The organism is Thermophilibacter sp. (genome assembly GCF_966187215.1).
This window is the reverse complement of the sequence record NZ_CBIFYV010000031.1, coordinates 1-13,796: the sequence shown is the minus strand read 5'-3', so window position 1 is coordinate 13,796 and position 13,796 is coordinate 1. Positions and strand designations below refer to the sequence as shown.

Genomic DNA, 13,796 nt, shown 5'->3' with positions numbered 1-13,796 from the left:
CCAGGTGGGGAACTTGCCGGCGTAGTGCTCGATCAGGATGCCGATGAAGCGCTCGATGGAGCCGAAGCACACGCGGTGCAGCATGATCGGGCGCTTCTTGGAGCCGTCGGCGTCGGTGTACTCCAGATCGAAGTTGAGCGGCATCTGGAAGTCGAGCTGGACGGTGCCGCACTACCAGGTGCGGCCGAGCGAGTCCTCCAGGTGGAAGTCGATCTTGGGGCCGTAGAAGGCGCCGTCACCCTCGTTGACCACGTAGTCCTTGCCGAGCTTCTCGAGCGCGTGGCGCAGGGCCGCCTCGGCGCGCTCCCAGTCCTCGTCGGAGCCCATAGAGTCCTCGGGGCGGGTGGAGAGCTCGAGGTGGTAGGTGAAGCCGAACTTCTGGTACACGGAGTCGATCAGGTTCACCACGCCCACGATCTCGTCGGTGAGCTGCTCGGGCGTCACGAAGAGGTGCGCGTCGTCCTGGTTGAAGCAGCGCACGCGGAACAGGCCGTGCAGCGCGCCGCGCATCTCGTGGCGGTGCACCAGGCCGATCTCGCCGGCGCGGATGGGCAGCTCGCGGTAGCTGTGCGGCTTGGACTTGTAGACGAGCACGCCGCCCGGGCAGTTCATGGGCTTGATGCAGTACTCCTCGCCGTCGATCTCGGTGGAGTACATGTTGTCCTTGTAGTGGTCCCAGTGACCGGAGGTCTTCCAGAGCTCCTTGCTCATGATCATGGGCGTGGAGATCTCGACGTAGCCCGCCGTGCGGTGGATCTCGCGCCAGTACTGGAGCAGCTCGTTCTTGAGCACCATGCCGTTGGGCAGGAAGAACGGGAAGCCGGGGGCCTCGTCGCGCATCATGAAGATGTCCATCTCGCGACCGATCTTGCGGTGGTCACGCTTCTTGGCCTCCTCGAGCAGGCGCAGGTGCTCGTCCAGCTCGGCCTTGGTGGCGAAGGCCGTGCCGTTGATGCGGGTGAGCATCTTGTTGTTCTTGTCGCCCTTCCAGTAGGCGCCCGAGACGCCCGTGAGCTTGAAGGCCTTGAGCGCCTTGGTGTAGGTGAGGTGCGGGCCCACGCACATGTCGATGTACTCGCCCTGCTGGTAGAAGGTGATGCGGGCGTCCTCCGGGAGGTCGCCGATGTGCTCGACCTTGTACTTCTCGCCACGCTCCTCCATGAGCCTGACGGCCTCCTCGCGCGGGAGCTCGAAGACGGTGAACTTGAGGTTCTCCTTCACTATCTTCCTCATCTCGTCCTCGATCGCGGGGAAGTCGTCCTCGGAGATCCTCTGTCCCTCGGGCAGGTCGACGTCGTAGTAGAAGCCGTTGTCGGTGGCGGGGCCGTAGGCGAAGTCGGCCTCGGGGTACAGGCGCTTGATGGCCTGCGCCATGATGTGGGCGGCGCTGTGGCGGACGACGTGGGTGACCTCGTCGGCGGGGCACTCGTCCACGTGGCCGTCGTTGTAGAGAACCTTCATGGTGACTCCTTCTGGGGTTGCTGCCTGCGAACATGAAAAACGCCCGCACGCCACCTGGGGTGACGTCGAGCGGCATGTGGCGCCTGCCCGCGGCCGTTGCCGCGCGGATGGACAGACGCCTAGATAGTCTGCGTTCGCGTGCTCTGTGCGACGAAGCGGCGCATCGGTTGCCTTTCGCGTTGGGTGCACGACAAAGGTTTACCACAAGTGCGCGGGACGGCGGCCGCGGGAAACACATTCGCAGCATCGTCGCACGGGGCGCCGGCCGCGACGGGGCGCCGGCGGACGTGAAAAGCCCCCGCCGGGGCGGGGGCTCGGGGTCACGTGAATCTTCTCGCCGGCGCTACTGGATGCGCGTGCGGCAGTAGGGGCAGACCTTCCAGTCCGCGTTGAGCGGGCGGTGGCAGGTGGGGCAGACGTTGCGGACCTGCGTGTTGCAGATCGGGCAGACCACGAAGTCGCGGTCGATGGGCGCGCCGCACTTGGGGCAGATGCCGTAGTGGCTGAGCTGGTGCTCGCGCAGGGCGATGTCCAGGTCCTGCTCCTCGCGGTCGATGAGGTAGGAGCTCGGGCGCAGGATCACGTACGCGAGCAGGCCCACGATGGGGATGACCGAGATGATGGCCCACATCCACCACGGCTCCGCGCCGCGGCGCTGGGCGTCGCGGATGACGTAGACGATGGAGAGGACGTAGAGCATGACGACGCAGATAACCAGCAGATAGAGGACCATGCGGACCTCGGGAGTGATGAGCTGGTCGAGCAGATCTTGCATGGGAGCTCCTTACGACACGGACCGCGGCCGCGTCGGCGCGGCGCCACAGACAATGCTCAGTGTAGCAAAAGCTATCGGAACAGGCCCGCCAGCTCGCCGGCGAGCGTGATCGATCCGCACGCGACGTACGATTCTCCACACAACGCCGACGCGGCGGCCGCGACCGTGGGGTAGGTCGCGACGACCGTGGCACCAGCGGCGCGGAAGGCGTCGGCGAGCTCGTCGGCCGGCAGCGCGCGGGGACTCGAGGTCCGCGTGACGGCCACGCGCGGGAACGCCTCGGCGAGAAGCCCCACGATGCCGCGCACGTCCTTGTCGGCGAGCACCGCGGCGAGAAGGACCGGGCGCTCGTCGCGCGCCGGGGCCACGGCCTCGACCGCCGCGAGGAACGCGGCGACCGACTGCGGGTTGTGGCAGGCGTCGATGAGCACGGGCGGCTCGGGGCGCAGCAGCTGGAAGCGCCCGGGCGTGGGGCAGCTCACCACGGACTCGAAGAGGCGCGCCTGGTCGAGCGCGCGGCCGAGGTGCTCCTCGGCGAGCGTCACGGCGAGCGCGATGTTGGCCGCCTGGTAGGCGGGCTTGAGGGCGGCGAGCTCGGCGTAGGTCGCGCGGGGCGTGGTGACGGTGAGCTCGAGCGGGGCGCCCAGGCGATGCGGCCGCTTGGTGACGCGATAGGAGGCGCGCGGCAGGTCGGGGTGCTCGCGGGGCGTCTCGGGGGTTGCGGAGGGGTCCGGGGCCGCAGGCGCGTCGGCGGGGTCGACCGGGCGCAGCAGCACCGGCGTCACGCCCTGCTCGCGGGCGCGGGCGAGAAGGACGTCCTCCACGGAGGCGGGCACGGCGGTGCCGGCGCCGAGCGCGCAGGCGCGGCCGGACCGGATGATCGCGGCCTTCTCGCCGGCGATCTGCTCGAGGGTGTCGCCCAGGACGCGCGTGTGGTCGAGCCCGATGCCGGTCACCGCGACCGTGCGGATGGAGGTGGCGGCCGACGTGGCGTCCCAGCGCCCGCCGAGGCCGCACTCCAGCACCGCGACGTCCACGCCCTTCTCGGCAAAGACCACGAGCGCGGCGACGGTGAGCAGGTCGAACTCCGTGACGTCATAGGGGCGCAGGCCGGAGGCGGCGCGCCGGGCGTTGACGCGCTCGCCGGCCGCGAGGGCCGCCGCGACGCCGTGCGCGAAGGCGGCCTCGGAGACGGGCGCGCCGCCGACCTCCATGCGCTCGGTGTAGCTCACGAGCTCGGGCGAGGTGTAGAGCGCCGTCGAGAGGCCCTCGCCGGCCAGGATCGCCGCCGTGTAGCGGGCCGTGGACGTCTTGCCGTTGGTGCCCGCGATCTGGACGCAGTCGTAGCCGGCCTCGGGGCTGCCCAGCTCCGCGAGCATGTCCTCGACGGTCTCGAGCAGGGGCTCGATGCCAAAGCGCAGCGCGGAGCGCAGGTGGTCGAGGGCCTCGTCATAGGTGAGCTCGGGCACGTCGAACGGCAGCTGGTACATGGTCCTCCTCGTCTCGTGGGCACGGTGCAACAGGATAGCGCTCCGCGAGCGAGGCGGGTGTCCGCGAGCACGGCGGATGCGCGAGCTCGGCGGATGCACGCGCCCCGGGCGGTTACGTACACTTCGGGTGGTTACGTACACCATTCCAGACTTGATGGCGAGAAGAGCGAGGCTCTGACCTGCGGTTTTCTCGCCAGGGATGCGATATCAGCTCTTGAACTGTGTACGTAACCGGCTGGAGTGTACGTAACCGGCTGGGGCGTACGTAACCGGCTGGGGCGTACGTAACCGGCTGGTGTGTGCGCAAGCAGCGAGGACGACGGGTTGGCCACGTCGCGACGTACGTCCGCGCCACCTACAGCCCGAGCAGGCGCAGCGCCTCCTCGCGGGTCTTGAGGTCGCGCAGGCAGCCGCGCACCGCCGACGTGGTGGTCACGGCCCCCGCAGCCCGGATGCCGCGCATCGTCATGCAGGTGTGCTCGGCCTCCATGACCACGAGCACGCCCAGCGGGTCGAGCTCGCGCACCATCGCGTCGGCCACCTGGCCGGTCAGGCGCTCCTGCACCTGCAGGCGTCGCGCGTAGCCGCTTACGCAGCGTGCGATCTTGGAGAGCCCGGTGATGCGCCCGTCGCGCGGGATGTAGCAGACGTGCGCGCGGCCGGTGAACGGCAGCAGGTGGTGCTCGCACAGCGACGAGAACGGGATGTCGCGCACGATGACCATCTCCTGGTTGCCCGGCTCGTGGAACTGCTTGCGCAGGTGGGCGCCCGGGTCCTCCTGCATGCCGCCCAACAGCTCCTCGCAGGCGCGCGCCACGCGGTCGGGCGTGCCCAGAAGCCCCTCGCGGTCGGGGTCCTCCCCCACCGCGAGCAGCAGCTCGCGCACGGCGGCCTCGACGCGGTCGTGGTCGAGGCGACGGTAGCTCAGCTCGTTGGAATCGCTCATCGGGCCCGTACGCTCCTCTCGGCGGACTCGACCACGTGCGTGGCGAGAACCGCGGTGGTCACGGCGCCCACCCCGCCGGGGACGGGCGTGATCTTGTCGACTATGGGGGCCACGGCGTCGGCGTCCACGTCGCCCACCAGGCGCGACGCGGCCTCGTCCCAGTTGATGCCCACGTCCACCACGGCCTGCCCGGCGCGAACGGCGTCGGCCCCCACGGTGCCGGGACGGCCGGCGGCCACCACGAGCACGTCGGCGCGGCGGCACTCCGCAGCCAGGTCGCGCGTGCGCGTGTGGCAGAGCGTGACCGTGGCGTTGCGGGCCGTGAGCAGCGCGGCCACCGGCCGGCCGATCACGAGCGAGCGGCCCACCACGCAGGCCCGGGCCCCCTCGAGCTCCACGCCGTAGTGGTCGAGGACCTGGATCGCGGCCTCGGCGGTGCAGGGCGCAAAGCCCCGCGGCCGACCCGCCAGCACGCCCAGAAGGGACGCGTCCCCGGCGCAGTCCACGTCCTTCTCGGGCGGGATCGCGGCGCAGGCGGACGTCTCGTCGAGGCCCGCCGGCAGCGGTCGGAACAGCAGGATGCCGTGCACGGACGCCTCGGCGGCGACGTCGCCCAGCGCGGCGAGAAGATCCCCCTGCCCGCAGTCCGCCGGCAGCGTCACGCGCCGGACGTCCACGCCGACGCGCTCGCAGCGCTTGAGCGCGCCGCGCTCGTAGGAGAGGTCGTCGGCACGCTCCCCCACCCGCACGATCGCCAGCGTCGGACGGACGCCGCGCTCCTCGAGCGCCGCCGCGCGGGCGGCCGCGCGCTCCGTCAGCGCCGCGGCGACGGGCGCGCCGCGCATCAGCTCGGCCGTCACGGGCGCACCGATGCCGGGGCCAGGCGCGCGGCGATCGCGTCGGCGCGCGGGACGAACTCGTCGAGCATCTCCGCGCAGGCGGACTCGATGCTCGCCGTGGCGGCGCCGCGCTCGATCAGCGCGGTGTTCACGTAGACGTTGACGCTCGCCGCCTGCAGCGCCGCGCGCACGAGCAGCGCGCCGCAGGCCACGTCCGAGCGCAGGCCGGTGGCGCAGCGCGTCTCGATCTCCTCGAGCAGCACCACCGCGCGGCAGCACTCCCCCATCATCGCGAGCGGCGCCATGCAGGCGCCCTCGAGCGCGCGGGCGCGGGCCGCGGGGCGAGCCGGGTCACCCTTGGGCAGCGCCAGCGCGTCCATGACGGCCGAGAAGCCCTCGGCGTCCTCGCGCACGAGCTCGAGCAGGCGGTAGCGCACGTCCTCCGCGTCCTCCATGATCCGCTCGACGTCCGCCTCCACGGCGGCGTGGCGCGGCTTGCCCAGCGTGAGCGCGCCGGCCATCGAGCAGAGCGCGACCGCGAGCGCGCCCGCGAGCGCGGCGGCGCCGCCCCCGCCCGGCACGGCGTCGGCCGAGGCGAGCCGCTCGGAGAACTCCTCGCAGGAGAGCTCCGTGAGCCTGTCGTCCATGGGACCTCCCTTTTTGGCGCGGCGCCCGGGCCCCAGCGGGTCCGGGCGCGCGGGGCGCTAGAACAGGCCGACGATCCGGCCGTCGGGCGTGACGTCGATCTTCTCGGCGGCGGGGACCTTGGGCAGGCCGGGCATCGTCATGATGTCGCCGGTGAGCGCCACGATGAAGCCCGCGCCGGCGCTCACCTTGAGGTTGCGCACCGTGATGCGGAAGCCTCGCGGCGCCCCGAGCTTGGTCTGGTCGTCCGTGAAGGAGTACTGGGTCTTGGCCACGCAGATGGGCAGCCCGCCGAAGCCCTGCTCCTCGAGCTGGCGCAGCTGGCGCGTGGCGGCCGGCGTGAAGTCCACGCCGTCGGCGTGGTAGACGCGCGTCGCGATGGCGTCGAGCTTCTCGGCGATCCCGCCGTCGAGCTCGTAGGCGTAGCGGAAGTCGGACGGCTGCTCGCAGAGGCGCACGACCTCGTCGGCGAGCGCGCGGCCGCCCTCGCCTCCCTTGGCCCAGACCTCGGAGAGCGCCACGTTGACGCCGAGCTCGTTGCACTTGCGCTCAACGAGCTCCAGCTCGGCGGCGGTGTCCGTGGGGAACGCGTTGATGGCCACGACCACGGGCAGGCCCCACACGTCGCGGATGTTGGACACGTGCTGCAGCAGGTTGGGCATGCCCGCCTCGAGCGCCTCGAGGTTCTCGGCGCCCAGCTCGGCCTTGGGCACGCCGCCGTTGTACTTGAGGGCGCGCACGGTGGCCACGAGCACGACGGCGCTGGGCCTGATGCCCGCGTAGAGGCACTTGATGTCGAGGAACTTCTCGGCGCCCAGGTCGGCGCCGAAGCCGGCCTCGGTGACCACGTAGTCGGCGAGCTTGAGCGCCGTGGTGGTGGCCATGACCGAGTTGCAGCCGTGCGCGATGTTGGCGAACGGGCCGCCGTGCACGAAGGCCGGGTTGTGCTCGAGCGTCTGCACGAGGTTGGGCTTGATGGCGTCCTTGAGCAGGGCCGTCATGGCGCCCTCGGCACGGATGTCGGCCACGGTGACGGGCTGGCGGTCGTAGGTGTAGGCGATGACCATGCGCGCGAGGCGGGATTTGAGGTCCATGAGGTCGGTGGCCAGGCAGAACGCGGCCATGACCTCGGAGGCCACGGTGATGTCGAAGCCGTCCTGACGCGGGCAGCCGTCAGCCACGCCGCCAAGGCCGTCGACCACGTTGCGGAGCTGGCGGTCGTTCATGTCCACGCAGCGCTTCCAGACCACTCGGCGCGGGTCGATGCCGAGGGCGTTGCCCTGCTTGATGTGGTTGTCGAGCATGGCGGCGCAGAGGTTGTTGGCGGCGCCGATGGCGTGGAAGTCGCAGGTGAAGTGGAGGTTGATGTCCTCCATGGGCACGACCTGGGCGTAGCCGCCGCCCGCCGCGCCTCCCTTGATGCCGAAGACCGGGCCCAGCGACGGCTCGCGCAGGGCGAGCATGGTCCGGCGCCCGGTGAGGTTCATCGCGTCGGCCAGCCCGATGGAGGTGGTGGTCTTGCCCTCGCCGGCGGGCGTGGGGTTGATGGCCGTCACGAGCACGAGCTTGCCGGTCTGGGGGCGGTCCGCCAGCGAGTGGATGTCGACCTTGGCCTTGTAGCGGCCGTAGGGCTCGATCATGTCCTCGGTGAGGCCCGCCCGCTCGGCCACCTCGGAGATGGGCAGCATCTCCGCCTCCTGCGCGATCTCGATGTCGGACTTGTGCTCTGCCACGCTGGGCCCCCTTCCGCGTCTGGTGGAGCCTCTACTATAGCGCGGCGCGACGGGCCGGCGCCCGGCGAGAAGCGCGGCGCCGATGCCCTACCATGGGACGTGACGAGACGACGGCGACGGGAGGGCACATGGTCGAGCGCGGGGTTCACGGGACGCTTCCGGACGGGACGCGGGTGATCGCGTGGACGCTCGCAGCGGGCGCGGCGCGGGTGCGGGTCTCGGAGTTCGGGGCCACGGTGCTCTCGGTGGTCGTGCCCGACGCGCGCGGGCGGCTCGCCGACGTGGCGCTGGGCTACGACGACCTCGCGGGCTACGCCGGCGAGAACCCCTCGTTCTACGGCGGGACCATGGGGCCGGTGGCCAACCGCACCGACCGCGCCGAGGTGCCCCTGGCGGACCGCGTCTGGCACCTGCCGGCCAACGACGGCCCGCGCGGCGAGAACAACCTCCACACGGACCTGGCCCGGGGCCTGCACAAGCGCCTCTGGCACACTGCCGAGACGAGCGATGAGGCCGTCGAGCTGCGCCTCGACGTGCCGGACGGCGCGTACGGGCTGCCGGGCGAGCGGCGCTTCTCGGCGCGGTTCTCGCTCGAGGAGGAGCCCGGCGGCGCACGGCTCACCGTTCGCTACGCCGTGGAGTCCGACGCCCCGACCTACGTCAACCCTGCCTGCCACGCGTACTTCAACCTGGCCGGGCACGACGCCGGCTCGGTGGCGGGCCACGTGGTCAGCGTGGCGGCCGACGCGTACCTGCCCATCCGCGAGGACTCCGTGCCCACCGGCGAGCTGCGCGCGGTCGACGGCACCCCCTTCGACCTGCGCGAGCCGCGCGCCCTGGCCGACGTCCTCGCGGCTGACGACGAGCAGCTGCGCCGCGGCCGCGGCCTGGACCACTGCTACTGCGTGCGCGGCTACCGGCCGGGAGGCGCGCCGCGGCCGGCGCTCAGGGTTTGGGAGCCCGCGAGCGGTCGCACGCTCGAGGTGCTCGTCACCACGCCGGGTGCACAGCTCTACACCGGGAACTGGCTCGACGACCCCCACGCCAAGGACGGCGCCGCGTACGGGCCCCGCGCGGGGCTGGCCTTCGAGCCGGAGCTCTACCCCGACAGCGCGCACCACCCGGAGTGGCCGTGGGAGCCCTGCGCGCCGGGGCGCCCGTACGTCTCGACAATCGCGTACCGCTTCGGGACGCGGGGCTAGGGGGCGCGCGTGGCGAGGGAGGCGAACACCCCGGGCGGCGGCGCGCCGGAGACGGCGTTCGACCGGCTGCGGCTGGTCGTGGGCGAGGACGGCCTCGCGCGGCTGGGCTCGGCGCGCGTGGCGGTGGTCGGCCTGGGCGGCGTGGGCTCATCCTGCGCGGAGGCGCTCGCCCGCGGCGGCGTGGGGAGGCTCGTGCTCCTGGACCGCGACGTGGTGGCGCCGAGCAACATAAACCGGCAGGCGCTCGCGTTCCAGAGCACGGTCGGCCGGCCCAAGGCCGAGGTCATGGCCGCCATGGTGCGCGACATCAATCCCGGGGCGGACGTCACCGCCATGACCGCGTTTCTCGACAAGGACCGCCTGGGCGAGCAGATGGACGCGCTCGGGCGGCTGGACTACGTCGTCGACGCCATCGACACGGTGGCGCAGAAGCTGCGGCTCGCCCAGTGGTGCCAGGAGCGCGGCGTGGCGGAGCTCTCCGCGATGGGCGGGGCCAACAAGCTCGACCCGTGCCGGCTGCGCTTCGCGCGCATCGAGGACACCGTCAACTGCCCGCTCGCGCGCGTCATGCGCAAGGAGTGCCGCCGGCGCGGCATCCGCGGCCTGCGCGTGCTCTTCTCCGACGAGGAGCCCGTGCGCATGGAGGCGATCTCCGACGAGCGCTGGATGCGCGAGGGGTCGCTTCTGGGCACGATGAGCTACCTGCCGCCCATCATGGGCCAGATGATCGCCAGCCGCGTGATCCGCGACCTGCTGGGCTGGGCGTAGCGAGAGGGGCCGCGCCCGTCCGCTCCGCCCGCGCGGCGCGCCGCGGCGAGGGCCGACGACCGCAGACGGGCCGCGTCGTGCCACGAAACGGGCCCGATTGTGCAGTTGGCCCCCTCCGCGCTTCTCAGATGGCCGAATCCGGCAGAAACCCGTCGCCGTTGGGTGGCATCCTTGATGCTCGGCCGTCCTAGGCGCCCCTCGCCTCTTCTCGCGAGCGACGCTGACCTGGGAATACGTGGCGAGAAGGACGCGCCCGGGGCGGCAGACGTCGCCCCCGTGCGCAATAGTATCAAACATGCCACCCAATCGCACCCCGAACGCGCGGGGGCGCGCACGAGGACCTACGCGAAGTCCTCGATCTGGGCCTTGAGCTGCTCGATCTGAGCGGTGAGCTCGGCGGCCTGCGCGCACTTCTTCTCAACGACGTCGGCGGACGCCTTGGCGATGAAGCCCTCGTTGCCGAGCGTGCGCTCGACGCCCGCGAGGTCCTTCTCGGCCTTGGCGAGCTCCTTCTTGAGGCGCGCGGACTCGGCGGCCAGATCGACGAGGTCACCCACCACGACGTAGGCCTCGAACTCGGAGGCCACCACGGAGACGGAGCCCTCCGGGCGCACGAACTCATCGGGCGCGCCCACGCCCAGGGTGCCCACGTGGCCCACCGAGCGGATGAAGTCGGCCTGCGCACCGATGGTCTCGCAGAGCTCCGGCGCCGCCTTGACGCTCACGTCGAGCTCGGCGCGCGGCGAGAGGCGGTAGCGGGCGCGCGTGGAGCGCACGCAGGAGATCACGGACTTGGCGAGCTCGAAGTCCCTCTCGGCGCCCTCGTTGACGAAGCCGGCGAAGCGCTCGGGCTCCGGCCAGGCCGCGAGCATCAGGAAGCGCGCGTCGTGCGCGTCGAGGCCGCTCGCGGGCAGGGCGTCCCAGACGCTCTCGGTCACGAAGGGCATCACGGGGTGCAGCAGGCGCATGCAGGTGTCGAGCACGAAGACGAGGTTGCGCTGGACCTGGAGGCGTTCCTCAGGGCTGCCGTCGAGCAGGCGGCCCTTGCAGAGCTCGATGTACCAGTCGCAGACGTCGCCCCAGAAGAAGGTCTGGATGCCGCGCGCGTAGTCGCCGAAGGCGTAGGTCTCAAGCTGCTCGGTGGCCTCGCGGACCGCGCGGGCCAGGCGGCTGAGCATCCAGGCGTCCTCGGCGGTGACGGCGGCGGGGTCGCCGGGCTCGTAGCCCTCGAGGTTCATCTGCACGAAGCGGCTGGCGTTCCAGATCTTGGTCACGAAGGCGCGGGCCTGCTCGGTGCGCGGGCTGTCGATCAGCTCATGCGTCTTCTTGTCGATGTTGGCGTCGAACTTGACGTCCTGGTTGTTGGTGATGAGGGTGAGCAGGCCGTAGCGCATGGCGTCGGCGCCGTACTTCTCCATGAGCTCCATCGGGTCCACGCCGTTGCCCTTGGACTTGGACATGCGGCTGCCGTCCTTGGCCAGGATCGTGGCGTAGATGTAGACGTCATGGAAGGGGATCTCGTCGGTGAAGTAGAGCGAGCTCATGATCATGCGCGCCACCCAGAGGGCGATGATGTCGCGCGCGGTGACGAGCACCTTGGTGGGGTGGTGTCCGGCCATCTGCTCGGGATGGTCGGGCCAGCCCTGCGTGGCAAAGGTCCACAGCTGGCTGGAGAACCAGGTGTCGAGCACGTCCTCGTCCTGGTGGACGTGGTGGCCGCCGCACGTGGGGCACGTATCCGCGTCCTCCATGAGGGCGTCCTCCCAGCCGCAGTCCTCGCAGTAGAACACGGGGATGCGGTGGCCCCACCAGAGCTGGCGCGAGATGCACCAGTCCTTGAGGTTGTCCATCCAGGTGAGGTAGGTCTGGGTCCAGCGCGCCGGGTGGAACGTGACCTCGCCGCTCCTGACGACCTCGGTCGCGCGCTCCTTGAGCTTGTCCACGGCCACGAACCACTGCTCGGACAGCCACGGCTCGAGCGCCGTGTCGCAGCGGTAGCAGTGCATGACCGAGTGGTCGAGCTCCTCGACCTTCTCGAGAAGCCCGTGCTCCTCGAACCAGGCGACCACGGCGTCGCGGCACTCGTCGCGCGTCATGCCGGAGAACTCGCCGTAGCCGTCCACGACGACGGCGTGCTCGTCGAAGATGTTGATCTGCTCGAGGCCGTGGGTCTGGCCCATCGCGTAGTCGTTGGGGTCGTGGGCCGGCGTGACCTTGACGAAGCCGGTGCCGAAGCCGGCGTCCACGTGCCAGTCGGAGAAGATGGGAATCTCGCGGTTGACGATGGGCAGCATGACCTTGGCGCCCACGAGCTTGGCCTTCTCCTCGTCGCTCGGGGAGACCGCGATGCCGGTGTCGCCGAGCATGGTCTCGGGGCGGGTGGTGGCCACGGTGACGTGGTCAATGCCGTCGACGGGCTCGACGAGCGGGTAGCGCAGGTACCAGAGGTGGCCCTTCTCATCGTGGTACTCGGCCTCGTCGTCGGAGATGGCGGTGCAGCAGCTGGGACACCAGTTGACGATGCGCTTGCCGCGGTAGATGAGGCCGTCGTGGTACCAGTCGCAGAAGACCTTGCGGACGGCGCGGCTGAACTCGGGGCTCATGGTGAACTTCTCGTCGGAGAAGTCGATCGAGCAGCCCATGCGGCGGATCTGGCTGACGATGGTGCCGCCGTACTCGCGCGTCCAGTCCCAGCACGCGTCGAGGAACTTCTCGCGGCCGATCTTCAGGCGGGAGACGCCCTCGGACTTAAGCTTCTTGTCGACCTTGGTCTGCGTGGCGATGCCCGCGTGGTCGGTGCCGAGGATCCAGCGCGTGGAACGCCCGCGCATGCGGCTGTAGCGCACGTAGGTGTCCTGGATCGAGTCGTCCATGGCGTGGCCCATGTGCAGGATGCCGGTCACGTTGGGGGGCGGGATGACCACGGTGCAGTCGTCGGCGCCGTCGGGCGAGCCGGGGCCGGCCGGGCCGGCGTTGCGCTGGTAGCAGCCGGCCTCCTCCCACGCCTGGATGAGCGCGGGCTCGGCGGTTGCGGGGTCGTAGGTCTTGGGCATGTCTTCGAGTTCCACGGAGCTTCCCTCCCCGGTTGCGGGCGTGTCAGCCCAACAGGATAGCACGGGTGCGAGGGCGGGTTTTGGATGCGCTCGTGCTGGGTTGGGGGCTGCGGCGGATACGTACAGTCCGGCGGGTTACGTACACCCCGGTGGGTTACGTACACCGTTGCGAGGTTGATGTTTTTCTCGGCAGCTTGGCGAACTGCGGGTTTGTCGGATGTGGGTAATTATCAGGGTTGCAAGTGTGTACGTAACTCGCGGAGGTGTACGTATCCGAGAGGACTCGGCCGGGTAGTGAGTGGGGCGCGACGGGAGAACCTATACTGGTGCGCATGGACGTCACGCGCTGGGACACGCACTGCCACCTGGGGTGGTTCTCCAACCCGGCCCGCGTCGCCGCGGAGGCGGCCGGGCGCGGGCTGGGGGCGCTCGCCGTCACGGTGACACCCGACGAGTACGCGCGCGCGGCGGGCGCCCTGGCGGGGGCGCCCAACGTGCGCCTCGCGGCGGGCCTGCACCCGTGGTGGGTGCGCGCGGCCGATGACGCGGACGCGCTGGTGGCGCTGCTACCGGGCCTGCGTTGGGTCGGCGAGGTCGGGCTCGACGCCTCGCCACGGCGGGTCGGCACGTGGGACGCGCAGGTCGCGGCCTTCCGGCGCGTGTGCGCCGCGTGCGCGCGCACGAGCGACCCGGCCGCGCCCACAGTGCTCTCGGTCCACGCGGTCCGCGCGGCCGGCGCCGTCCTCGACGAGCTGGAGGCCACGGGCGCGGCTGCGCGGTGCCGCTGCGTCTTGCACTGGTTCTCGGGGACGTCCGAGGAGCTCGCGCGCGCGAGGCGGCTGGGCTGCTGGTTCTCGTTCGGCGAGCGCGCGCTCGCCGCGCGC

10 protein-coding genes and 1 pseudogene are annotated in these 13,796 nt (G+C 71.0%); 3 read left to right on the top strand and 8 right to left on the bottom strand.

Features of this window, described 5'->3' with window-relative positions; all coding sequences use genetic code 11:
- The 7 genes and pseudogenes from thrS to ACWTSU_RS03095 all read right to left on the bottom strand — a co-directional run.
- A pseudogene (gene thrS, locus ACWTSU_RS03125) lies at window positions 1–1,461 on the bottom strand (threonine--tRNA ligase); the annotation flags it as partial.
- A gap of 343 nt (window positions 1,462–1,804) precedes the next feature.
- Window positions 1,805–2,236, bottom strand: a complete 432-nt coding sequence (locus ACWTSU_RS03120) for a zinc ribbon domain-containing protein (RefSeq protein WP_455138419.1) — start codon at window positions 2,234–2,236, stop codon at window positions 1,805–1,807.
- Window positions 2,237–2,307: 71 nt separating this feature from the next.
- On the bottom strand, window positions 2,308–3,726 hold the full coding sequence (locus tag ACWTSU_RS03115) for a bifunctional folylpolyglutamate synthase/dihydrofolate synthase (protein ID WP_455138418.1): 1,419 nt from the start codon (window positions 3,724–3,726) through the stop codon (window positions 2,308–2,310).
- A 355-nt stretch (window positions 3,727–4,081) separates the two neighbouring features.
- On the bottom strand, window positions 4,082–4,672 hold the full coding sequence (folE, locus tag ACWTSU_RS03110) for a GTP cyclohydrolase I FolE (RefSeq protein ID WP_455138417.1): 591 nt from the start codon (window positions 4,670–4,672) through the stop codon (window positions 4,082–4,084).
- Window positions 4,669–5,532 carry a bifunctional 5,10-methylenetetrahydrofolate dehydrogenase/5,10-methenyltetrahydrofolate cyclohydrolase gene (locus tag ACWTSU_RS03105; protein ID WP_455138416.1) on the bottom strand — a complete coding sequence of 288 codons (864 nt, stop codon included), beginning with the start codon at window positions 5,530–5,532 and terminating at the stop codon, window positions 4,669–4,671. The genes folE and ACWTSU_RS03105 overlap by 4 nt, the downstream gene beginning before the upstream one ends.
- Entirely contained in the window at window positions 5,529–6,158 is a 630-nt protein-coding gene (locus ACWTSU_RS03100; protein ID WP_455138415.1) for a cyclodeaminase/cyclohydrolase family protein, read from the bottom strand. The genes ACWTSU_RS03105 and ACWTSU_RS03100 overlap by 4 nt, the downstream gene beginning before the upstream one ends.
- A gap of 57 nt (window positions 6,159–6,215) precedes the next feature.
- Window positions 6,216–7,889 (bottom strand): formate--tetrahydrofolate ligase, encoded by a 1,674-nt coding sequence (locus ACWTSU_RS03095; protein ID WP_455138414.1) that lies wholly within the window; start codon window positions 7,887–7,889, stop codon window positions 6,216–6,218.
- 128 nt (window positions 7,890–8,017) lie between these two features.
- On the opposite strand from ACWTSU_RS03095, the gene ACWTSU_RS03090 reads away from it, so the two are divergent.
- Window positions 8,018–9,091, top strand: a complete 1,074-nt coding sequence (locus ACWTSU_RS03090; protein ID WP_455138413.1) for an aldose epimerase family protein — start codon at window positions 8,018–8,020, stop codon at window positions 9,089–9,091.
- 9 nt (window positions 9,092–9,100) lie between these two features.
- Window positions 9,101–9,859 (top strand): tRNA threonylcarbamoyladenosine dehydratase, encoded by a 759-nt coding sequence (locus ACWTSU_RS03085; protein ID WP_455138412.1) that lies wholly within the window; start codon window positions 9,101–9,103, stop codon window positions 9,857–9,859.
- A 341-nt stretch (window positions 9,860–10,200) separates the two neighbouring features.
- Here ACWTSU_RS03085 and ACWTSU_RS03080 read toward each other — a convergent pair whose 3' ends face one another.
- Window positions 10,201–12,912 (bottom strand): valine--tRNA ligase, encoded by a 2,712-nt coding sequence (locus ACWTSU_RS03080; RefSeq protein ID WP_455138421.1) that lies wholly within the window; start codon window positions 12,910–12,912, stop codon window positions 10,201–10,203.
- 332 nt (window positions 12,913–13,244) lie between these two features.
- Here ACWTSU_RS03080 and ACWTSU_RS03075 point away from each other — a divergent pair.
- Window positions 13,245–13,796 (top strand): TatD family hydrolase (locus tag ACWTSU_RS03075; RefSeq protein ID WP_455138420.1); only part of this gene is annotated, 552 nt, incomplete at its 3' end.

What these genes read in the sequence shown, in the direction of transcription:
- ACWTSU_RS03100 (WP_455138415.1), bottom strand. Translation starts at nt 6,158, where the DNA reads ATGGACGACAGGCTCACGGAGCTCTCCTGCGAGGAGTTCTCCGAGCGG.
- ACWTSU_RS03115 (WP_455138418.1), bottom strand. Translation starts at nt 3,726, where the DNA reads ATGTACCAGCTGCCGTTCGACGTGCCCGAGCTCACCTATGACGAGGCC.
- ACWTSU_RS03080 (WP_455138421.1), bottom strand. Translation starts at nt 12,912, where the DNA reads ATGCCCAAGACCTACGACCCCGCAACCGCCGAGCCCGCGCTCATCCAG.
- folE (WP_455138417.1), bottom strand. Translation starts at nt 4,672, where the DNA reads ATGAGCGATTCCAACGAGCTGAGCTACCGTCGCCTCGACCACGACCGC.
- ACWTSU_RS03090 (WP_455138413.1), top strand. Translation starts at nt 8,018, where the DNA reads ATGGTCGAGCGCGGGGTTCACGGGACGCTTCCGGACGGGACGCGGGTG.
- ACWTSU_RS03120 (WP_455138419.1), bottom strand. Translation starts at nt 2,236, where the DNA reads ATGCAAGATCTGCTCGACCAGCTCATCACTCCCGAGGTCCGCATGGTC.